Source organism: Arthrobacter sp. SDR-2R (assembly GCF_057747955.1).
In genome coordinates, this window is sequence record NZ_CM173231.1 from 2051528 (window position 1) to 2073299 (window position 21772).

Annotated in this window: 17 protein-coding genes; 7 read left to right on the forward strand and 10 right to left on the reverse strand. The window is 57.1% G+C overall.

The window, feature by feature from the left end; all coding sequences use genetic code 11:
- The first annotated feature begins 119 nt into the window (after positions 1-119).
- Positions 120-2096 carry a DUF6541 family protein gene (locus tag AC3ANU_RS09540; RefSeq protein ID WP_488315890.1) on the forward strand — a complete coding sequence of 659 codons (1977 nt, stop codon included), beginning with the start codon at positions 120-122 and terminating at the stop codon, positions 2094-2096.
- On the opposite strand, the gene AC3ANU_RS09545 is transcribed toward AC3ANU_RS09540, so the two are convergent.
- Complete coding sequence (locus AC3ANU_RS09545) at positions 2066-2350, reverse strand: integrase core domain-containing protein (protein WP_488315962.1); 285 nt, start codon at positions 2348-2350, stop codon at positions 2066-2068. The genes AC3ANU_RS09540 and AC3ANU_RS09545 overlap by 31 nt on opposite strands.
- 1494 nt (positions 2351-3844) lie before the next feature.
- Positions 3845-5062 carry a polysaccharide biosynthesis protein gene (locus AC3ANU_RS09550; RefSeq protein ID WP_488315891.1) on the reverse strand — a complete coding sequence of 406 codons (1218 nt, stop codon included), beginning with the start codon at positions 5060-5062 and terminating at the stop codon, positions 3845-3847.
- A gap of 594 nt (positions 5063-5656) precedes the next feature.
- Between AC3ANU_RS09550 and AC3ANU_RS09555 the strand changes: the two genes are divergently transcribed.
- Both AC3ANU_RS09555 and AC3ANU_RS09560 read left to right on the forward strand, forming a co-directional pair.
- Positions 5657-6565: a glycosyltransferase gene (locus AC3ANU_RS09555; protein ID WP_488315892.1), complete on the forward strand. Its 909-nt coding sequence runs from the start codon at positions 5657-5659 to the stop codon at positions 6563-6565.
- A gap of 33 nt (positions 6566-6598) precedes the next feature.
- Positions 6599-7582, forward strand: a complete 984-nt coding sequence (locus tag AC3ANU_RS09560; RefSeq protein WP_223992086.1) for a glycosyltransferase — start codon at positions 6599-6601, stop codon at positions 7580-7582.
- 22 nt (positions 7583-7604) lie between these two features.
- Here AC3ANU_RS09560 and AC3ANU_RS09565 read toward each other — a convergent pair whose 3' ends face one another.
- Together AC3ANU_RS09565 and AC3ANU_RS09570 are read right to left on the reverse strand one after the other, a co-directional pair.
- A complete protein-coding gene (locus AC3ANU_RS09565; RefSeq protein ID WP_223992085.1) occupies positions 7605-8531 on the reverse strand; it encodes a glycosyltransferase in 927 nt (308 codons plus the stop codon).
- Between the two features lie 45 nt (positions 8532-8576).
- A complete protein-coding gene (locus tag AC3ANU_RS09570) occupies positions 8577-9338 on the reverse strand; it encodes a glycosyltransferase (protein WP_268003302.1) in 762 nt (253 codons plus the stop codon).
- A 324-nt stretch (positions 9339-9662) separates the two neighbouring features.
- On the opposite strand from AC3ANU_RS09570, the gene AC3ANU_RS09575 reads away from it, so the two are divergent.
- Positions 9663-10598 carry a glycosyltransferase family 2 protein gene (locus AC3ANU_RS09575; protein WP_268003301.1) on the forward strand — a complete coding sequence of 312 codons (936 nt, stop codon included), beginning with the start codon at positions 9663-9665 and terminating at the stop codon, positions 10596-10598.
- A 185-nt stretch (positions 10599-10783) separates the two neighbouring features.
- On the opposite strand, the gene AC3ANU_RS09580 is transcribed toward AC3ANU_RS09575, so the two are convergent.
- Complete coding sequence (locus AC3ANU_RS09580) at positions 10784-12655, reverse strand: DUF7657 domain-containing protein (RefSeq protein ID WP_488315893.1); 1872 nt, start codon at positions 12653-12655, stop codon at positions 10784-10786.
- 517 nt (positions 12656-13172) lie between these two features.
- Between AC3ANU_RS09580 and AC3ANU_RS09585 the strand changes: the two genes are divergently transcribed.
- On the forward strand, positions 13173-13598 hold the full coding sequence (locus AC3ANU_RS09585; RefSeq protein WP_268003298.1) for a GtrA family protein: 426 nt from the start codon (positions 13173-13175) through the stop codon (positions 13596-13598).
- Between the two features lie 131 nt (positions 13599-13729).
- Positions 13730-14611, forward strand: a complete 882-nt coding sequence (locus AC3ANU_RS09590; protein WP_018768486.1) for a glycosyltransferase family 2 protein — start codon at positions 13730-13732, stop codon at positions 14609-14611.
- Between the two features lie 55 nt (positions 14612-14666).
- On the opposite strand, the gene AC3ANU_RS09595 is transcribed toward AC3ANU_RS09590, so the two are convergent.
- From AC3ANU_RS09595 to rfbB, 4 genes are read right to left on the reverse strand one after another with little or no spacing between them, the layout of a single operon-like run.
- On the reverse strand, positions 14667-15077 hold the full coding sequence (locus AC3ANU_RS09595) for a DUF2304 domain-containing protein (protein ID WP_142072158.1): 411 nt from the start codon (positions 15075-15077) through the stop codon (positions 14667-14669).
- A gap of 8 nt (positions 15078-15085) precedes the next feature.
- A complete protein-coding gene (locus AC3ANU_RS09600) occupies positions 15086-15817 on the reverse strand; it encodes a glycosyltransferase family 2 protein (RefSeq protein ID WP_144599918.1) in 732 nt (243 codons plus the stop codon).
- The gene (locus AC3ANU_RS09605; RefSeq protein WP_268003297.1) at positions 15814-17238 is read right to left on the reverse strand and encodes a bifunctional dTDP-4-dehydrorhamnose 3,5-epimerase family protein/NAD(P)-dependent oxidoreductase; all 1425 of its coding nucleotides are present in this window, start codon (positions 17236-17238) and stop codon (positions 15814-15816) included. Before AC3ANU_RS09605 ends, AC3ANU_RS09600 begins: the two co-directional genes overlap by 4 nt.
- A gap of 3 nt (positions 17239-17241) precedes the next feature.
- On the reverse strand, positions 17242-18240 hold the full coding sequence (gene rfbB, locus AC3ANU_RS09610; protein ID WP_134163811.1) for a dTDP-glucose 4,6-dehydratase: 999 nt from the start codon (positions 18238-18240) through the stop codon (positions 17242-17244).
- Between the two features lie 55 nt (positions 18241-18295).
- Here rfbB and rfbA point away from each other — a divergent pair, with 55 nt between their 5' ends.
- Complete coding sequence (gene rfbA / locus AC3ANU_RS09615; RefSeq protein WP_018768481.1) at positions 18296-19162, forward strand: glucose-1-phosphate thymidylyltransferase RfbA; 867 nt, start codon at positions 18296-18298, stop codon at positions 19160-19162.
- Between the two features lie 109 nt (positions 19163-19271).
- On the opposite strand, the gene AC3ANU_RS09620 is transcribed toward rfbA, so the two are convergent.
- Positions 19272-21770 (reverse strand): GH25 family lysozyme, encoded by a 2499-nt coding sequence (locus tag AC3ANU_RS09620; RefSeq protein ID WP_488315894.1) that lies wholly within the window; start codon positions 21768-21770, stop codon positions 19272-19274.
- Positions 21771-21772: the final 2 nt, after the last annotated feature.

A 21772-nucleotide genomic window follows, 5' to 3' on the forward strand; every position in this document is an offset into this window, starting at 1 on the left:
CATCCTAACCGGCCGCGATGTTTCAACGGGCAGCAGCGGCATGCAGAATACCCGCGCTCCAGTAGCCGTACGGAGGACTCTTGTCTTGGTTTGAAGCAGTACCGCAGTGTGTCCTCGCGGTGGCCCTGCTGACTATCCCCGGTTTCGCCGTCGGCATGGCGGCCCGGCTCGGCGCAGCCCGGGCCGCCGCCACAGCTCCCGGGATAAGCGTTTCAATAATTGCTGTGGCTGCAATCGCAGCACCCTTCGCTGGAATCGCATGGTCGCTCCTGCCGGTAATCGCCGTAACCATTGGGGTGGCTGCCGTAGCTTTTGCGCTGTCCCTCCTGCTCAGGAAGCGGGCCGGCGCGGGCGATGCGAAATTGGAGGACAAACCGGGACACTGGATCGTGGCTTCTGTAGCGGCGGCGGCCGTCGCAGCCGTCCTCATAGGTGGCCGTCTGCTGCGCGCTATAGGATCCCCCGAATCGTTCTCCCAGACGTTCGATAATGTCTTTCATCTGAACGCTATACGGTACATTCTTGACACCGGTTCCGGTTCGTCACTTACTTTGAGCGGAATGACGGGTGGTAGTTCCTACCCTGCTGCCTGGCACGACTTGGTATCCTTGGTCGTCCTCATCGGGGGAGGGGAGATAACCTCCTCCGTAAATGTAATCAATCTTCTGATAGCCGCCTTCGTATGGCCTTTAGGCTGCATTTATCTTTCGCACGCTATCTGGGGGCGACGTCCTGCCGTGAGTTTCGCGGCCGGCGTACTCTCCGCTGCCTTTGGTGCCTTTCCTATCTCTCTGCTGGATTTCGGCGTTCTTTACCCCAATTTCCTTGCGCTCGCGCTTTTGCCCTTGGTGTTTGCTCTAGGCCTCGAGTCAATGGGTTTGTCCGCCATCTCGAACCGATCCAAGCTGTTGAGCCTTCTTCTGCTGCTTGCCGTGCTTCCTGGTATGGCGCTTGCCCACCCGAGTGTCGCCATGGCGTGGCTGGCGCTGATGTTGCCGCCGGCCCTTTACGTCTATGCCCTCGTTTTTGCCAATGCGCTGAAGTTTAGGAGAGGCAGAGCACGCATTCTGGTGGCGACGGTATTCTCCATTGCTTTACTTACCGGCATCGCTTTGATCAAAATGCTGTGGGATGTGGTACGCCCTCCGGCGGAAACCGCCTTTTGGCCGCCGGTAGAGTCTACAGGCCAGGCAATTGGAGAGGTGATCTCCAGCTCAGCTATCGGCCGCCCCGCAGCGTGGGTGATCATGCTTCTGACGCTCATGGGCATTTATTTGACCATCCGGTCTAGCCGGCAGCTGTGGCTACTGGGATCCTATGCCGTCGCAGCATTTCTCTTCGTTGTAGTCAGCTCCTTTCCGGCCGACGACTTCCGGCTCTTTCTCACTGGCATCTGGTACAACGACCCGCCCCGGCTGGCGGCACTCCTACCCGTGGTGACCATCCCGCTCGCGTGCCAAGGCGCCGTCTTTGTGTGGACTCAGCTGACCACCATCCTGGCAAGCTCTACCGGATTGCTGAGGGGTCGTTCTGTTCGAAGCACGGCGCCTGCAAAGGGGGGAAGGACATCACAGCCGGAACTACTGGTTGCCCTAGCGGCTACCGCGATGGTCTTTGCTTTGATTGTGGGTACTCAACGCGGCAATGTCGGCCAAGCCGAGGCATCTATGGCTGGATCTTACCGGTTGTCCGAGAATTCGCCGCTGATATCGAGCGACGAAATGGCGCTTATCAAGCGTTTGCCGGGCGAAGTGCCTAAAAACGCCCTTATGGTGGGAAATCCTTGGAATGGAAGTTCCCTTGCGTATGCCTTTGCCGACCGGAAGCTCGTCCAACTTCACATCCTCAGTGCTGTTCCCCAAGGCGCAGCTCCATTGCTCAACGGTCCCACTCCAGCCAAGGGCGACCCCGCTGTATGCCCCACAGTTGAGCGCCTTAAGATCGAGTACATCCTCGACTTCGGGCACCGGGAAGTCCATGGAAGAGACAGCGGCTACAAAGGATTGGACGCCCTGATAGGTGCCGGGCTAGCTACGCTCGAAGACTCACAGGGTGAAGCGAAGCTCTACAAGCTGGATTTATGTCCTGCTGTTTGAGTTAGGGCGGTCTTTGCAGTGCGTCCGTGGTGCCTCGGTGTGCCCAGTCGGTAAGTTGACAGTTGACACCTGCTGGTGGGTGGACTCGCTCCGAGGCTGCGGTGGGCCCGGTGAGTGTTGTAGAAGTTTAGCCACGACTGCAACGCATCGGTCCGGGCCTGGTTTGAGATGCAAGTCTCTCGGTGCTCCCGGCCTTTCTGGAAGGTGCGGTTGAAGCGTTTTGCTTTGCCTTTTGCAGAGATGGCGGCATCTATTCAGGATGTGCTTGGCCCCCAACGCGGCCAGCGCGTCGTGGAAGTCCCGAGCGAGCAGGTAGGCGAAGGCGCTGTCAGTCATTACGTGTGTTACCGGAGCAGGGTTGGCTGTCTGGCGGCTCTTGAGCGGGCGAGGAATCTGGCGCCGGTTGGGCTTTTCTCGTCGGGCAGGACCCGGCGTAGGCGAAGCGGGGGAGCAAGCAACCGCGGCGAGGACGTAGTAAGATCCAGGTCTGCCCGAAGGGCAGTGGGTGGCCCGGCTTTGGGAAAGGTCTGTCTGCTGACCGCCGCTGTCGGGAATACGGTCGACTATCCTCGGCGTGGATGTGAATCATGTGTCCGGGATGTCACGTTCATAGCGGTGGTCCTTGGCAGGAGAAGCTCGGATCCGGGTCGCATAGCCGGGGCATGCCGGCGCGGGCCAGAATCCTACAGACCGTCCGGGCACGGGACACGCAGCGCAAGACGAGGCCGTCGGCCCCTCCCGATACATCACCCGCTTGACAGGAATGTGGCCCGGGTGGCGAGAGGGCACTACTTTGGACGGGAACTCCGGTCCTCAAGGTCTTCCCAGCCGTGGAAGCGGTATCGGCTTGTCCAGTGGTGGGAGCGGGTCCCTTGAGAAGCCCAGTCCCCTGGCCGCGTGGGCGACCGCGCGTCCGGTGACAACACGCTTTCATGATGATGCGTCTACCTGTCGGTGACGGTCGATAGGCGAGCCTTTGTGACGGCGGCGGAGTTCAGCGGTCGATGCAACGGTTTATGGTTCTGTCGCCGGTGAAGTCCGTCTAGCCAGGTGCTCCATTGGACTCTGCCAACCCAGGACTTCGCGGGGGCTGCGATTAATTTCGGCCGCGACCTTGGTGAGGTGTTTGGGGCTGTGGACGTCGAAGTCTGTTCCTGTCGGGAAGTACTGCCGGAGCAGGCCATCACTATTCTCGCCTGAGCCGTGCTGCCAGAGGGTCGCTGGATCACAGAAATGCATCGGAATCAGCGTCTGCCGCGTAAGACTCTGGTGGCAAGCCCTTTCAGTCCCCTGAACCCACGTCAAAGAATGGCTCACGGGAGTGGGCTCATAGAAGGAGCCAGCCGATCGCGCAGATTCCCAGAACCGTGGTTTCCGCCAAGTGTACGGATCTAAGAGGTCCTCAACCATTCATGATAACCACCATTCTGCTCAGTACATCTAGGCTGCTGAGAGTAGGAACGGCCGTCGGTGGATTTCACTTGCGGGATACTGACGCGCTGCCTAGCGGAGAAGTCGAACATAGTGGATGAACTACATTTTCCGGGGCGCATTTTGGGCCGGCGTGGTCAACATCCGTGTCTGCAGCGCTGGCTACACTCAATTTCATAAAATCGTCGCCCGTGTCATCGTGTACGTCTGCAGCACAACCACGCCCCGTGGCTTTTACACGCGGCCCGGCAGCGAGACTTTTGGGTTAACCCTGGAACTGGGTTGCGTAAGTCGCACGCCCAAGTCGGTGGCTGGATTTAGGGATAAGAGAGAGCCGTGTTCCTGACGAAGTATCGTCGGAGGGCTCTGCCTTGATACGCGGCAACTAGTATTTCAGAAACCGCGACTGCCCACGCTACTCCGGTGACATCGGTGAACAACGCCGCCAACACAATAGCAGGCGCGCCGCAGACGGCACCGAGAACGGTTGATTGGACAAGGATTCTTCCCTGTCCCACGGACACGAGGCAAGCCAACCCAAGGATCTGGGAAACTGCCACTGACAAGAACATCAATCCCACAGCAGCGCTCAGTGAACTCGGGAAAATAACTAAACCGTTGGACAATATCTCGCTTGCGACCGGACCTAGTAGGAAGATGCCCATTCCGCCAAGAAATCCGAACAAGGGTGCAACCTGAGCACTCCGCACGAGCCTATGCTTTAGGTTTTCGGGACCCCCTTCGGGGATCCAGCCCTGAATGAATTGAAGGAGCGGGGAAAGCGCCAAAACGCCGTAGCGAAAAATTCTATCCGCCATGAGGTAGACCCCCAGCTGCGCGGGCAGGAATAGATTGATCGCCACTAGTGGCAGGTTCACGTATAAGCTTCCGGTCGCGGCTGTGACGACGCCGTGTCTCTGGTGCGCCAACCGGCTAAAGGCTTCCCTTACCCTGAAGTTTGCCGTAATACTTGCCTTCGCAGGTTTAACTATGACCGTGCAGGTAAGGGCCAGAGCAAGAATATTGAAGAGCAATTGTATCGCTACCAGCCAGATGATCTCGCGGGTTAGAGCCAGGACTGCCAGGCCGATCAAAGTCCCACCAAACTGCGGGAGTGCATCGAGGAAAAATAGCCTCTTGGGCTTGGCTTCACCTATGAAGTACCAGTTTCCGCCAAGGAACGGCAGCAAATACGCGATGGAGGCCAGCACAACGAGAGGCACATGTTCAGGTTGCAGGATGATCATGACGGCTGCCATCGCCGGGGCCGCGATCAAATATAGGTAGCCTCGACTAACAAGCGAATCAACGAAGAGCTGGGGTCGAAGTGCCTTGTTCATCGAGGCAACCATCGACGGACCGGTAGTGCCCCAACCGAAGGCAACAAGGATGCCGAACATGATCGACACAGATTGGGCCATTGCCTGAACTGCCCAAAGCTGTGCTCCGGCGATCCCGGTTATCACCGGAATTGACACAAGCCCAACGATCGTTCCGACGCCAACTGTTAGGGAAAAACTTGCAAGACGTGCCAAGGAGGCCATGATCGGTTTCGCTGACAAGATTTCTCGCGTTCCTCGAGTTTGAACAGGCCAAGTACCCAATAATAGTTCACCACGCGGTGGGGCCAGGATTGCCTGATGGGCCACGTGATACTAATCCCACCTTCGGAGGCAGCGCTGTACAGCCCCGATTGGTGGACTCGCGGGATGGAAGCAGAGGGCTGCTGCTTCGCAGAATGTCCGCACATCTCGCCACACTAAGAGGCGCTGAAGCCGCTAGTGCTGTCCAAGGCTCTGTGTCAGCTACATAGGGAAGTCCACATTACGGCTCAACAAAATGGCCGGAAGTCTGCTTCGTGGTACTTGCAGGGGCGGTGAGACGTGCCAGCATCATGGTGCTTGGGTCATGGTCCATTAGAATTGGTTGACGACAGAGCCGTTTGAGCGGGAAAGTTCGGGGCGTTCGGCTTTGCCTGCGGATCGTACTCGGGCTGTCGTGGTGGGCATGAATGCTGCCGAGTATGCAGCCCATCTTTCCGAATATCTCGAGTTTCAGCTCGGATGCTGACAACTGCGGCGGCGGGCGCTGCAAGATAAACAGCTACACGATGAATTGAGGAAATATTCATGACGCAGGGAGAGGAGAGCGTTCGCGTCGCCGCGATTATAGCGGCGTATAATCCCGATAAGAAGGTCATTGATGTTTTTAGGGCCGTTGTTGGGCAGGTGGATTTGGTTGTTGTCGTAGATGACAGATCAAATGATTCCTCCACAATGCCAGTTTTTGAAGAATTACGGTCTTTGGGTGCAGAAGTAATTCATTCACCAAACAACGGCGGCATAGCCAGAACGCTCAATATAGGTATAAGCAGGTGTGCAGCGATCGGCCGGTTTGACTATTATCTGACCTTGGACCAAGATTCCATACCGGACCAGGATTATGTCAGCAATGCTTTGAAGACGGACAGGCTTGCGCGTGAGCTGAACATACCAGTGGGGTTCGTAAGTGCTGCGACATATAACAACAGCCCAGTCCTCGGAAACGGAACCTTACTCGGATTCGAGCAGCCCTTCGATCCATGGCAATCGGGAATGTTAATACCCCGCTCGACCTTCAACGCGGTAGGGGGCTTGGATGAGAAGCTCGTTATCGACGCAGTCGACTCTGAATTTACGCTACGAGTGCGGAAGGCCGGCCTTGCAGTTCTTTGCGGCAGTGGGTGCAATATGGCGCACTCTCTGGGACAACAAAGTACGGTTAGTTTTTGGGGAAAGAAGAGGCTCTATACGTACCATTCGCCGGTACGTGTCTATTACATCACTCGAAACAATTTATTAATTTTCTTCCGTTACTTCTTGGCGGACCCAATTTGGGTTGCGCGTAAAAGCTACTACGAGCTGGTCAACCATTCTCGAAGGATTCTTTTTAGTAAAAATAAGAAGGAAATTTTACGGGCCATGCTCTTCGGAGTCCGCGATGCCTCAATGTTTCGAAATGGTATTATTAGGGCCAGCGACATGCAGAAGTTGAGCTAGCCTGTGTTTTTTGGTTGGGTGAAGGGGAATAAATTGAACGATCAGGTTCGGACGGGCTTTGGTGTTGTCGCCCTAGCGGCCTACAAACCTGACTGGAACCTGTTCCGGCGTCAACTGCAATCGATTCGCGATCAATCGCATGATGAGTTCCTATGCTTAATTTCGGCTGACGGTGGCTGTGATGAAATCAAGGCTTTCGTCGATGAAACTGTTATGGGCGACACTCGGTTCCAGGTTATCGGATTTGATGAGCGTTTGGGATTCTATGGAAATTTCGAACGAGTTCTAGAGCATGTGCCGGTGGATGCCACCTGGATTGCTCTATCGGATCAGGACGACTTTTGGTATCCAAATAAGTTGGACACGTTGATTCCCTATCTTACTCACTATTCACTGGCGACTGGCCAAGCTCGTGTAGTCACCGAGACGGGTGCTGTCCTCGCTGAATCCACTAATCGATGCAACGTCCCGCCAGCGCATCTTCTCGTTGACAATCAGATAACCGGGGGCCTTTCCGTCTTCCGGAGGGAACTACTTGCTACCGTTCTTCCGTTTCCTCGTTTGAGCAATCCATCCGAGAACCACGACCATTGGATTGGGCTTTGCGCGGCCGTCGCTGAAGGGGCTTATATTGCTGACGCATTAGTACAGGACTATGTGCAGCATGGAGGGAACGTTCTGGGTGAGCCGGACCGGAGTTTCAATGTAAAGCGTTCGATCGATAACTTCCGAAGAATGGGTCACAAATTCGAAGGTGCGGGTAATTTGTCATCGCTTTTGCGCGTGATGATGAACATCAAGTTCGGCTGGTCTCGTACCATGGTCCTTGAGCTTCGAGGGAGAGCGCCGCAACGCCTCCAGGCATTGGAGCCGCTCCTGGAAGTTGTGACGCCCAGAAAATACTGGATCAAGAAGCTGGCAGTTCTATGGTCCGCCGTTTCAAGCAAGCACGTCTCGATACCCTCAGCCATAACGTTTGCAGCAGGCGCTGCCGTGGCATCGGTACTTCGGCGATAACCCCGCTGGTCATCGCCGGCTTCTATTTCAATTTCGCGGCATCTTGTGGTCGAATGCGGCCAGAATGACCGGCGACTGCATCCCGGATACCAGTAAGCCACGCGCGCACGAACGCGATGCGGCGTGGCCCAAATGCGACGCGGACAATGTTGCTCTCGACTTCCATCCAAAGGCGTCGCAACATCCAAATACGATTCGTAGAAAAGTAGCGGACGACCATGAGCCAGATATTTCGGGTTATGTAATAAACGCGAACAGGAGAGTGATGGATAATCTGAAGATCCTGACCGTCAACCCGCAAAGGGCGCCCCATTATAGACATAGGCCGTGTTTCTCCAAGGGAGTGTTCGATGTCGCAGCCGACGCCGACAGGGGTTGAGTAACCTGCTGCACGGATCCGGAGATTAAAGTCGGTATCAACGCAGTCTATGAACAGGCTCTCATCGAAAAGCCCGACGTCGTCCAATACGCTGACTGGAATAAGACAACCCGACTGCATCGGGTCAAAGGCCTGGACTACGTCTTCGTTTCCATGGAGCCTCTTGACTGGTTTTGCGTTGTGCGACTCCGGTGAAACCAGGCCAACTCGCATTCCTTGGGCAGCCGCATTACGGAAGCTGCGAAGTGCATTTTCCACGTAGTTCTCGCCGAGTGTCGAATCTTGGTCCATAGTAAGGATCCAGTCGGGCTCCCATAGGGTGCGCGCCTGCCGGATGCCCTCGTTGAGCGCACTGGCAATTCCTGAGTTCCGCGGCTGGCGGAGAACTGTTATGCCGTCTTCTTCCAGAACGCTAAGAATGGGCGACGCATCCTGATTGGAGCCGTCGTCCACGACCAATATGTAGGGTACAAGATTCCGGAGGAGAGTTACACGGGAGATGATGTCAACTGAGGGGTTATAGCTGGTGACGACGGCGGCAACTTTATGCTGGGGTCCTGCTTCAAACATGGGTATCCGTTTCGCGATGTGTGGCGGATTTAGCGCGCAGCAAACTCAACCTTTGACAGTTGCGGGCGATTTGCGCCGCCGCCTGCTTCGAAGCGCCAGAGTGACGAGGTTGGCTAGGAACGCGGCGCGGGCGCGGACAATCTTACTAATTCCGCGCATTTTTCTGGGGGTCAGATTCTCATTGTGCAGCCGGTGAAGTATCGTGTCATCCTCAAGATAGGCGATGCTCTTTGAAAAATTACCGCACATTGCCAACCACTGGTCGTGGGATTCAGACATATGAGACGGGAAAGGGAGCGCCAACTCCTTCAAATTTGACTTGAAAGCCATGGCGCAGCCCCAATGCAGTCTATACCCAATAACAATTCCCAGGAGATTCCTAAAATGTTTCTGGGAATCTCTGCTGCGAAGCCTGATGTCATGAAAACGACCCGATTCACCACCAAAATGCTTGCAGTTTGTTACCACCATGGATTTGTCGGCCAGAGCGGCGAGCATTTTGTCCAGCCGGCCTGGGACCCATATATCATCTTGATCGGATAGAAAAATATAATTTCCGCTGCTTAGCCATATCGCTTTTTCAAATGTTCTCACATAGCCAAGATTTTGCTTATTGCGATGAAGGACTACCCTCGAATCTTGAACAGCCTCAATCCGTGCGACTGTGTCGTCCGTGGATTCATCATCTACTATGAGCAGTTCGTCATTTGGTCCGAGCTGCGGCAGTATGGACTCGATCTGCTCTGCGATGAATTCGGAGCCGTTATAGGCGGCCATGCAGACGCTGACCCGGACATTTTCTGTCATTAGTCGGAAGCCCTTCTTCAACTCACGGACAGGAGAATCACGCGGTAGCAAATACGTGAGGTCTATAAGAGTTTACCCGTATTCCTGACGAGACTCCGTCTGCGGGTCTTCGACGGTAGAGGCCAGGCCGGGTTCCTGCACGAAGAGGCGTTGCTGGTGTCTGCCTGTCCGATACACCATCCTTGCCGGGGCAGCAGGAGCCTCTGCTGTATACGTTCTCCGCGATCAGAAGCGTGGGAAGCCAGCGGGTCCCGACCCAGGAGCTTACCGAGGCGGATGGGCTATGGTTGATGGGTTCATCTTCACCTTTCGACAGGAAGTCCAATGACCGTTGCTGCTGTGGTCGTCTCATACAACAGGAAAGACCTCCTCGAAAAATGTCTTGCTGCCCTCGAGGGGCAGACACGAGCACTCGACGAAATCATTGTGATCGACAACTCGTCCACCGACGGCGCTCCTGAACTGGTGAAGGAATTGTTTCCAAAGGTGAAACTCTTTGACACGGGCTCCAACGTCGGTGGAGCAGGTGGCTTTGCGTGGGGCGTTGAGTTGGCGATTGCGCACGGACACGAGTATGCCTGGTTGATGGACGATGACGCCGAGCCGGAGCTGGACGCCTTGGAACCGCTGATCGAGCTTGCAGGAAGCGCTTCTGAGCCCTACTCCTTCCTGGCATCTATGGTCACGCTGGGTGGAAACACCATCAACACTGGGAACCCGCCTGTATTCAGCAACGACATCAGCCGCCAGGTGAGTGCGAACCTCAAAGGTGCGATCGCAATCGATGCAGCGACTTTCGTAGGCGTTTTGGTAAATCTTGACGTCGCCCGCCAAACCCACCTGCCGCAAAGGGATTATTTCATCTGGGTTGACGACACCGAGTACACCTTTCGCTTGTCTCGTATAGCCCCGGCTGTGATGGTGCGGGAGAGCAGGATCAAGCATCCCCTCAGCAAGTCAGGGTCAAAAGACATGGGCTGGCGTCTGTTCTACTTCCTTCGAAACAAGCTTTGGCTGATCCGGACAGATCCCCAAATGAGCATCCAACGAAAGGCATTTGAGATTCTGGGTTATGTCGGCGCCGCATTGCTCCAGGGGCCGCACGCGGAAGACAAGAAGTTGTGGATTCGAAGCGTAGTCCGCGGGGCATATCAAGGCCTCGTCAAATCCGCACGTAAGGAACTTCCGGGCACTTTGTTGGATGAATTGAGCCCTACAGAACGCGACACAGCCCTCGAACATAAAAGTATGAACGTTTAGTGGAGTATGTGGGCGCCGGCAGCCTAGCTATGCAAAGACTGGCCGGCATCTTCAGCGAGGCAGGTTTCTCGGCCTATCTGTGAAGGCTGGACAACGGTGGGACAGGCTGATCCTCTCTGCGACTGAGTAGGCTCTGTCATCTCAACCCTAGGGTGAAACTGTGAGAAGTGGATCATTCGCCTTGTCTACGAAACTTTGTAGATAAGGGTTTCTTGTCCCGACCATGTCAGCTCCTTTTCCAGGCTCAAGCAGGACCCGGAAAGTTCTTGCGACGCAGTGATGTGGGTGAGGGAGGGAAACGACTCCTTGAGGTCGCATGGATCGATGTGGACGATTGTTCTGTCCGTACCGTTATTTGAAAACGCCGGCGGTGCCCCTGGCGTCCAGAAGAACTGGATAAAGCCGCCACCTCTGTTCCAGTCGTTGGCAAAGCGCTGTTCGGGGTCCAAGACGGTCCACTTGCTAGCGTCCGGGCCGGAACGTTGAACTCCCGTAAGTGACGGTACGCCGTTAGCGAGCAGCAACGTGTCGACCGAGGGCCGGTCAGAAGCCCAAAGCGAACCTGCCGCGCGGCTTACTTTGCCTTCAGAGTAGAAATATTTAGCCGTTGTCGATGCACGCAGGTCACCCAGCCCAAATATCAGGGGATTCGATCCAAAAACAGGGATCGCCATCAGGGCTGCTGCAATACCCACAGAAAAGGCGGACTTGGGAAAGCTGGTCACAATGAAGACCACGACGGCGACGCCAGCAGCGGCAAGCAGAACTTCTTTCCTCGACATGGTAGGAAGGTAAGAAAGTTGAAGCTCGGATCCTGCATACGCTGTCACCAATCCTGTTGCCAGAGCCGAAGCTATCGAGAGGCGCCAGCGACGATTGTCCGGCAGTCGGGACAGTAGCACACCGACTAACAGCGCCCCCAAGATTCCGCAAACCTGTGCTGCCCTGGCAGGCTGCACGTAGTTCAGCAGGGGAATCTTCGCGCCCATGGGCCCGAAGTTGAAAGAGCACCATAAGAGCCATAAACCACCCGAGAAGGCAAGCACCAGGGCCACGACATTGTCGCGCCACCTGCCCATGGCAGAGATGCCGAGCCATATCACGACAGCCCAGACGAACGTCACTGTGAAGGCCGTTGACATCTCGCTCTGGTTACTGCCAAGAGGCACTGCATCCTTGAGTTCGCCGAGAGCTGGCGCGCCGAAAAGAAATCCGAATGGCTGGGCTTCACCGGTCGACCGTCTCGAACCCGGATAGACGGTGTTCAGCAGCCCATTGATGCCCTTTTCATTTTCCAGCAGCGTGCCGACGCCGAAGATCAGTGCGACACCAGCGGTGAAGCCAACGGCTTTTAATTTTGGCAGCCACCCGTCCTTCCGGGACAGGATCCAGAGAGCACTTGCGGCAAGAACGGGCAAACCGAGAACGAGTGACCAAGGAATGTAGAAACTAGGGATGCCGGCAAGGAGGATTCCGCCGACAACCGACTGCAAAAGCGGTAGAGCTGACCGTTTAGATTTGAAGCCGCAGTAGGCGGAGAGAAGCAAACTCGAGCCCGCAACCGTGTAGGCAATGAGCTGAATAGGCATCATCGTCCACCAGGATGCGGCGGGGGAGAGCGCTATCAGGAACGCTGCCAACCAGCCCATATTGCGGGACGATCCAACCTGTTCGAACCATTTAGGGAGAAAGAGGAAGAGCGCGACGGCAGGAAGCCACCAATGGGCTGCGAAGACCATCTCGTCTGGAAGTATCGCCGCCGCCCGAAGCATTGTGGAATCAAAGTAGACGAATGTTTCAAAGAAGCCGCCAGATGGGTACCTGTGAACAACATCGGCGGGGGCCGCAAGGTAGCTTGTCGTTGGCGCTGCACCCGTAGCCATGATCGAAATCGCTATAGGAGAAAACGCGTTGAACTCGTCCGAGCGGATGACGGAACTTGACCCTATTTGGTATCCCTCGGGGTGGGAGGGATCTTGTCGGAGTTCTGCCACTCCAATTGAAGAGGTCGTAGCGCCGGTGATCACCAGGAATGCATATACAGCGATGACGGCCATTCGCGCCATTCGGTCGGAAGCTGACACCCAACGCCAGGCATGCAAGCTGATGCTTTGAAGTCTGGACGACATCTGGGGTGACATTCTGCTCTTCCTTCTTGCCTAACGACTGCTGTTACCTGTGCCATAACCCGGGCGCGACGCTGCACAGACAATTTCGACCGACTTGCATGGGATCCCTGCCGCCCATAGATCGCGGCTGGCGCCCAGACCAAGGGGTCCAAAGGTGAAATCACCGGCTATGGCTCGATGCCGCAGAATGATGTGTTGTTGCTCCCCAAATTTCTGAAGCGCCGAATTAACCCCCGCGCCCCCGGCGAGGGCGCCACGTATGCAACGGCAACGCAAGTATAACGTCATGGAACCGGTCGAAGCCGTCGGCGCGAATGCCGCCTCGACCTCTTTGCCGGTAGCACCCCATGGACAGCCACCCGGTATGATGGCTTGAGCCCGACTGCAACCTGCGGGGGTATACGGAACTGGGAGTGGCTTGCAGACAACAGACAGTGCGCGATCAGTGAAGCATCGAGCACAGAAACTCGCTTCCCGGATCTCAGGGATCGTTGAGCGCAGCCACCTGATCAAGTTCCTGCTCGTTGGAGGCGCTTCCTTCGCAGTAGATCTTGCTCTACTGGCCCTCATGCATGAAGTCTTCGGAGTGGACCTCTGGATTGCCACGCCCATCGCTTTTGTCGCCAGCTTGGTGTTCAACTTCGCCCTCCAGCGCTCCTTTACGTTCCGTGCCAGAAACCGGAGCCATGTGAGCCTGCTCAAGTATCTGGCCCTGGTGGTTTTCAACATCGTGGCAATAGATGTCATCGTGAACGGCTTCGACGCCTGGGGAATTTCCTACGGAATAGGCAAGGCGTTCGCGACTGTACTGACCACATCTTGGAACTTTTGGCTCTATAAGGTATGGATTTTCAGGCATGAGCCCGGATAAGTTCCTGCTCGTGCAGGAACTGTGACCGCTGAAGGCACGGACTAGCACTCCTCAAACGACCATCTGGCTCACGTTCGGACTAACCGCTGGCGGGCATCCGCTGGAAGACAAGAAAAGGATCTACCTGGCACATGGCCATTGATGTATTGCTTCCCTACTATGGGGACGTCGACCTGATGAAACTCGCTGCCCAGAGCGTCATGAGCCAGCAGTTCGAAGACTGGCGGCTCATCGTGGTGGATGATGGGTTTCCAAGCCCGGAACCTCAGCGCTGGTTCGAATCCATCTCCGACCCTCGGGTGAGCTACCAAAAGAACGAAAAGAACCTGGGTGCCAACGGAAACTACCGCAAGGCCCTGGACCTGGCTGAAGCCCCCATCGTCGTCGTCATGGGCGCTGATGACATCATGCTGCCGAACTATCTGGCAGTAGTATCAAAGGCTTTCGAAGCCTACCCACAAGCCAGCGTGGTGCAGCCAGGGGTCCAGGTGATCGACGAGAAGGGCCGAGTCGCGTCGCCTCTGGTCGACATCGTCAAGAAGGTCTATGCCCCGAGCGTCAAGGAACCGGTCCTCCTGCAGGGCGAAAGAATGGCAACCAGCCTTATGCGGGCAGACTGGGCTTACTTCCCGTCCCTTGCTTGGCGCACGGACGTGATTCGCCGCATCGGTTTCACCGAGGGGCTGCACGTCGTCCAGGACCTCGCACTATTGCTGGATATTGCTGCTGAAAACGGATCTATGGTGGTTGATCCAACCTTGGCATTCCTTTATCGCCGTCATTCAGCCTCAGACTCATCAGTTAAGGCTCTGGATGGGAGGCGCTTCGATGAGGAGCGGGCCTTCTTCGAGGGCCAGGCGCGCCGATTCCGCGAACTCGGCTGGCAGAGGACAGCTCGCGCGGCTGCTTTCCATACGACGTCGCGTCTGAACGCCGCTACCCTGGTCGCGCGTTCCCTGGCGATTGGGAAGACCGATTCCCTGCCCCGGCTGTTGAAACACGTTATCTCTTAGGAGACTTAAATAATTCAGGTGGCTGCAGGCATTGACCGGCAGCCACCTGAATAGTTTAAGCAGTGGTTTCGGGCGGCCTTCCCGCGCTTGGCACCTCGTTGCCCGGTACAGATTGATCGCGTGTTTGGCCTTTTTCCAGTTCCTGTACTTTGAGCCGCAGAATTCCTACTTCTTCGGCCAGGACACGGATCTCGTCCTCAGCCTGGGACTGCTCGAAAGACAGATGAAGGCAGACCAGGACGAGCAAAAGCAATGCCATCGCGAAAAGGAGGTTTGAAGGCACTTGAACGCCGAGCACGCCGCTGGCCCAGAAAAGTAGCTGTGGGAACGCAACAAGGACCAGCATTCCAACACCGATGATGATCCAGAGGACTGCGTACTTTTCCCTCAGATGACGCCGGCGGAGCATCTCGAAGATAATGAGCAGAATGACCAGCACAAAGATGAAGCCAACAAGCGTGGCCATGTGAACTCCTAGTTGGATGACGGTACGTTTTTCTTGCGCGTCAAAGCGAAGAGGAGGGCAAAAGCTGACCGGCCGAGGTAGATGGCTGCCTTCAATGGGTCGTGGCTCGGCGTCCCGCCCTGCCGCTCCCGCATTGACACTCCAACCTGGCGCACGGTGCACCCGGACCGGATCGCAACAACCAGGGAATCAATGGTATCCCCGAGGTACTCCGCAGGGTAGTGGTCAACGTATTGCCGGATGGCCTTTGTGTTCGCAGCGCGGAACCCTGACGTGACATCCGTGAGCCGGGTTCCTGCGACCCTCGATATCGTCCACGCCAGGACGTTCATGGCCCACTTACGGGGCCCGCGGACTGTGTAATTGCCCTTATCGGCGAAGCGGGCACCGATGACGATGTCTGCTTCCTGGAGCCCATCGAGGACGGCTTTTATATCCCGGGGATCGTGCTGGCCATCCGAATCCACTTGGATGACCTGGGTGTAGCCGTGCATCTTTGCGAATTTGAACCCGGTTCTCATGGCACCGCCAACGCCCATGTTGAACGGTAGCTGCACAACCAGCGCGCCTGCATCACGGGCTACCTGTGCCGTGTCGTCCCGTGAACCGTCGTCAACTACCAGGACATCGCAATCCGGGCCAAACTCGAAGACCTCACGAATCGTGTTGCCGATGGCCTCCGATTCGTTCCAGGCCGGCATGATCACAAGGGTGTGCTGCGTCTGATCTACAGGTCTCATGCCTTATCGTTTTCCAACTTCAGATAGGCTGCCAGCCGCTCGTCGGCATCAGGTATGTCGAAACCCGTAGAGCGCGTCTTTGCCAAGTCGAGCGTGCTGGAAAGTGGCCGCGGGGCCGCTGCCTTGTCCTTGAAATATTCGGCAGTGGTGATGCCAGTGACGTCACTGCCGGATGCCCCGCACTGCTCGAACACATCCCGCGCAATATCCGCCCAGCTCCTGACGGGCCCGTCATTGCTGAAGTTATACAAACCATAGGTTGCATCCGACTCCAGCAAATGTCGAATGAAAGCCGCAATGTCCTGGGTGAAGCTCAGGCGGCCTGTCTGGTCATTCACGACGGAAGGCTTGACCCCTTTTCGCGCCAGGCTGGCCATGGTGCGGACGAAGTTATTTCCTTCTCCAATAACCCAACTGGTCCGCACAATGTAGTGGCGGGGAACCACGCTGACTACCGCGTCTCCGGCGGCCTTTGTCTGCCCATAAACGCCCAAGGGAGAGCAGAGCTCGTCCTCGTCGTGGATATCGCGGCTACCGTCAAAGACATAGTCCGAGGAAATATGGACCAAAGTGAGATCATTCTCGACGGCGGTGCGCGCCAGTTGCGCTACGGCCGCGACGTTGATGGACCAGGCGGAGGCCCGCCCATCTGCGCTTTCCGCCGCGTCGACAGCAGTGTAGGCGGCGACGTTGATAATCGTCGAGTAGTTCTTCCAGTTCCTGCTTTTGAAACTGTTCGCGTTGGTGAGATCGAACTCAGCGCGGCCTGCAAACTCAACCGAGGTATCGCCGTCGTACTGGGCACGAAGTGCCTTGCCCAGCTGCCCCCCGGCACCTACCACAAGGATCTTCTTGGCTGCCATCGGGACCACGTCGGCCATCCGCGGGTGCGCTTTGTCCTTGTCAGAGAGTTCCGCCTGGGTGAGCGGAATCGGCCACTGGATCGCAGCCGTCTCATCGGCGAGGTTAAGGAAGGTGTATTGACCTTGAGCGTCCGCGGACCAGTGGTCGTTCACCAAGTACGTGTAGGCGGTATTGTCCTCCAGCGTCTGGAACGCATTGCCGACTCCGCGGGGGATGAAGATTGCCTGGCTCGGGTCGAGTTCAGCCGTGAAGACCGCACCGAACGAGGGGCCCTCCCGAAGATCAACCCACGCCCCGAAGATGCGGCCGGTGGCCACCGAAATGAATTTGTCCCACGGCTCGGCATGGATCCCACGGGTGGTTCCGGCCTTTTCGTTGTAGGAGATGTTGTTCTGCACGGGCCGGAAGTCAGGCAGCCCGAGAGCAAGCATCTTTTCCCGCTGCCAGTTCTCCTTGAACCATCCCCGGTTGTCGCCGTGGACCGGGAGGTCGTAGAGAACGACGCCGGGAATGGGGGTTTGGTGGGCAGCAAGCTTCTTCGAGAACTCCAGCGACATGGATTACTGGCCCTGTTCCTTGTATTTTGCTTCGGTGGCAGCCTTCTGCGGGCGCCACCAGTCTTCGTTATCCCGGTACCAGGCGATTGTGTCTTCGATGCCCTCGTCGAAGTTGGAGAACTGAGGTTTCCACCCGAGTTCGTCGCGCAACTTGGTGGAATCGATGGCGTAGCGGAGGTCGTGACCTGGCCGGTCGACCACATGGTCGTAGGCATCCGGGGCCTGTCCCATGTGCTTGAGGATCAGCTCTACGACGTCTTTGTTGTTCTTCTCGCCGTCCGCGCCGATCAGATAGGTCTCGCCAATCTTTCCCCCGGCGATGATTGCAAGCACAGCGGAGGAATGGTCGTTGGCGTGGATCCAGTCCCTGACGTTCTCGCCCTTACCGTAGAGCTTGGGGCGAATGCCGTCGATGACATTGGTGATCTGCCGGGGGATGAACTTCTCCACGTGCTGGTACGGACCATAGTTATTGGAACAGTTGCTGATGGTGGCCTGCAGGCCGAAGGAGCGTACCCATGCCCGTACCAGCAGATCGGAACCGGCCTTGGTTGACGAGTACGGGCTTGAGGGGTTGTAAGGCGTTTGTTCGGTGAAACGCTCCGGGTCATCCAGCTCCAGGTCTCCGTAAACTTCGTCCGTGGAGATGTGGTGGAAGCGTTTGTTGTGCTTGCGCGCTGCCTCAATGAGCGTATAGGTGCCGATGATGTTGGTGTCCAGGAAAGGGCGTGGGTCGTGCAACGAGTTGTCGTTGTGCGACTCGGCAGCGTAGTGAACAACGACGTCGGAATCGGCAACAAGACCATCTACAAGGGCTGCGTCCGCGATATCCCCCCGGACGAAGGTGAAACGTTCCTCCGGAAGGCCCTTCAACGACTCGAGGTTACCTGCGTAGGTCAGCTTGTCCAGAACCGTTACGTGGTCGTCGGTGTTTTCCAAAACGTAGTGGACAAAGTTCGAGCCAATAAAGCCGGCTCCGCCGGTTACGAGAAGTCGCTGCATAATTCCCTAGACTACCGGATTTGCTGCTGCTCCTAGCGAAGGGAAAGATGGGGACATGCGCGGAATAATACTGGCCGGCGGAACCGGCTCCAGGCTTCATCCCATCACGCTGGGTGTCAGCAAGCAATTGGTACCGGTCTACGACAAGCCGATGATCTACTACCCGCTGTCCACGCTGATCCTGGCTGGGATCCGGGACATCCTCATCATTACCACTCCCCACGACGCGGAGCAGTTTGAACGCTTATTGGGGGATGGGTCCCGGTTCGGCGTCTCCATCACCTACAAGCAGCAGCCTTCTCCTGACGGACTGGCCCAGGCATTTGTGCTCGGTGCGGACCATATCGGTGATGACAGCGTTGCTCTGGTCCTGGGTGACAACATCTTCTATGGCCAGGGCATGGGCACTCAGCTGCGCAGGTTCAAGACCATCGACGGGGGAGCAGTCTTCGGATACTGGGTCAAGGATCCGTCTGCTTACGGGGTGGTGGAATTCGATGACGATGGCAAGGCTTTGTCCCTGGAAGAGAAGCCCGCGGCACCCAAGAGCCACTACGCAGTTCCAGGGCTCTATTTCTATGACAACGATGTTGTTGACATCGCCAAGAACCTCAAGCCGTCCGCCCGCGGTGAACTCGAGATCACCGACGTGAACCGCGTCTATCTGGACGCCGGTAAGCTGCAGGTCGAGATCCTGCCCCGGGGAACTGCTTGGCTCGACACCGGGACCTTCAACGACCTAAACGATGCGTCCAATTTCATTCGGACGGTGGAGAACCGGCAAGGCTTGAAGATTGGAGCGCCCGAAGAGATCTCGTGGCGGCTGGGGTTCCTGACCGACGATGAACTCCGCGAAAGGGCCGAACCCCTCGTCAAGAGCGGTTACGGCTCATACCTGCTCGAGCTCCTCGCCGAAAAGTAGATTTCTACAAACAGAAAAGGGTTGAAGCGGCTGCTTCAACCCTTTTCTGTTCTGAATCCAAGAGCTCAACCGCTGTGGCTCCTGCTGCCCGCAGCAGGAGCCACAGCGGTTACCGACGCACTGTGCTTGCGCTGGCCCCAGTTGTGGGGCTCCAGGTGATGGACCCGCCCTGGTAGTTCTGGAAGCAGCCTCCGTTGGCCAAGGTGCAGGAAGTTGCTGCGATGGGATAGCCGAGGAAGCTGTTCTCGTAGCCAAGGCTGGCGTATTTTGCACGAATCGCTCCACTGCTGGGTTGAGCCCCCGTTGCCTGCGACCACAGCATCGCTCCGCCTTGGAAATTCTGGTAGCAGCCTCCGTCCCTGATGCCGCAGACCACACCGCCCGTAGGGTATCCCAACTCGCTGAGCTCGTAGCCCATGGAGCCCCACTTGGATCTGATGGGTCCGTTGGGGCTTATCTGCGCGCCCGTGGCGGGAGACCAGAGAATAGCCCCGTTTTGGTAGTTCTGGTAGCAACCACCGTCTTTCAGGCCGCAGACCTGGTTACTGGTGGGGTATCCGAGAGAACCGTTTTCGTATCCTGTCGCAGCCCAGAGTGTGCGGATGGGCCCTGCAGGGCTCGGCTGGGCGCCCGTGGCCGCCGACCAGAGAACGGCGCCATTCTGGAAGTTCTGGTAGCAGCCTCCTCCGACAAGCCCGCAGACTTGGGTTGCGCTGGGGTAGCCAAGTACTCCGGACTCGCGCCCCTGAGCTTTCCATGAGGCAAAAATTGGGGACATGACCTGCAAGACGCCTCTGCCGGAAGTCCACGTAAGTGAGCCGTTCTGGAAATCCTGCGAGCAGCCTCCGTCGGGTAGCCCGCAAACTTCGGTTGCGGTGGGGTAGCCCATGGCACCGTTCTCAAAGCCGGTTCGAGCCCATTCATTTCTGATGGGACCAGCCTTGCTCAGCTGCGCACCGGAGGTCGCTGACCAAATAATGGCCCCGCCTTCGAATTCCTGGAAGCAGCCGCCGTTCACGAGCCCGCATGTTTGAGGTGCGGTGGGATATCCCATCAGACCGCTCTCACCCCCTTGCTGAAGCCACAACGTGCGGATAGGTCCGTTGGGGCTCAATTGGGCTCCAGTGGAGGGTGACCAGACGGTGGCACCCTTTTCGAACAGTTGCCGGCACCCCCCGTTTTTCAGTCCGCAGGATTCATCCTGAGTGGCATACCCGAGCGGTCCAGCTTCCCGCCCGGAAGTGCGCCAAGCCGACTCCATGTCGCCCCAAACGATGTGCGTTCCGGTGGCGGTGGAGCTGGCGATGCTCCCTGTTTGAAAGCGCTGGAAACAGCCGCCGTCCCGCAGCCCGCAAAGCGTGTCGCTGGCGGGATATCCCAGGGGTCCCGCCTCGAATCCGGTCTTCTGCCAAGCCGTTCGAATGGGACCGTTCAGGCTGAGGTTGGCTCCGGTGCCGGGCGACCACAAGATCGCACCCGACTGGAAATTCTGGTAGCAACCTTGAGCGGAAAGGCCACATACCTGGCCTCCCAGTGGATAACCCATGGGTCCGTTTTCAAATCCCGAGTTTGCCCATGCCGTTCGGATGGGGCCTCTCACGCTGATTTGAGCGCCAGTGCCCGATGTCCAGATGATCGCCCCGTTCTGGAAGTCCTGAAAGCAACCGCCATTCTTCAGGCCGCATACGACAGCAGACGTTGGGTAGCCCAGTATTCCGTTTTCGAAACCGGATGCTTGCCAGACGCCACGGATAGGGCCCGTAGGGCTTGGCTGTGCTCCGCTGGCAGGCGACCAGATCACAGCGCCATTTTGATAGTTCTGGTAGCAGCCGCCGTCGCGCAGACCACAAACTATTGCCGATGTCTGGGCCCCCAGCTCCGGCGTGCGGGCTCTGACGTCACTAATACCCTGACTTGCTGCAAGCGGAATAGCGGTCCCAGCGAATGCCTTGAGTCCCGCATAGTCCCCGTTCCAAACGTTGGAGTCCCCAGCAAACGGCCCGGTGCTGCTGTACTGCCAGATGCTGTAGGTGTCCCAACTCCCTGTCGGAATGGCGCCCGCATCGTTGGTTGCCGAGTACGGGTAGGCCGCAACCCACAAGGGATAGTCCCCAAAACCGGTGGGATTGCCCAGGCACTGGTTCCACCAATTTGTATTCGTATAGATCATCGGCAGTCTGCCGGTGAGGGACCTCATCGTGTTTCCGAAGTCCTGGACCCAGGATGTCAGTTGCGCCTGGGACATGCCATAGCAGGTGTTGCCAAAGTAGAAGCCGTTGATCGTCCGACCCTCGTAGGGGTTGAACTCGAAGTCGAGAACCGGCGGCATCGTATAGCCGTCGCCGGACCATCCACCACCGTTGTTCACGAAATAGCGCGCCTGATCGGCGCCGGAAGACCAGTTGGGGATCGCGAAGTGGTATGCGCCCCGGAGCATCCCCACGCTTCGTGCGCCTTGGTACTGTGAGCCAAACAGATCATTCGTGAAGTAATTGCCTTCAGAGGCTTTCACATACGCGAACCGGGCACCCATGTTCCACTGCTGCTGCCAGTCGACGCTGGTTTGGTGTCCACTGACGTCAAGCCCCTGTATCCCAAAGGAGGGCATCC